The sequence below is a fragment of the Pseudomonas sp. SIMBA_067 genome (assembly GCF_046534675.1).
GTDB lineage: Bacteria > Pseudomonadota > Gammaproteobacteria > Pseudomonadales > Pseudomonadaceae > Aquipseudomonas > Aquipseudomonas putida.
The window spans coordinates 1-249 of record NZ_JAWRYH010000998.1 but is presented as its reverse complement, the minus strand read 5'-3'; the positions used below and the strand labels follow the sequence as shown (position 1 = coordinate 249).

Genomic DNA, 249 nt, shown 5'->3' with positions numbered 1-249 from the left:
GCGTGAATCGAAGTACATCATGCTGCACGCGCCGAGTGAGCGTCTGGAAGAAGTGATCAGCCTGCTGCCTGGCGCAGAGCGCCCGACCGTGCTGCCGCTGGCAGGCGATGTCAGCCGCGTGGCGATGCACATGGTCAGCAGCGAAACCCTGTTCTGGGAAACCATGGAAAAACTGAAAGCGTTGGGTGCCAGTTCGATTCTGGTGCTGCCTATTGAGAAGATGATGGAGTAAGCCATGGCCTTTTCTAC

1 protein-coding gene is annotated in these 249 nt (G+C 57.4%); it reads left to right on the top strand.

All coding sequences use genetic code 11. The annotated features are described in order from the left end of the window. A partial coding sequence (hisG, locus tag SB765_RS32215; protein ID WP_410932840.1) for an ATP phosphoribosyltransferase occupies window positions 1-232 on the top strand: 232 nt, incomplete at its 5' end. Window positions 233-249 lie beyond the last annotated feature (17 nt).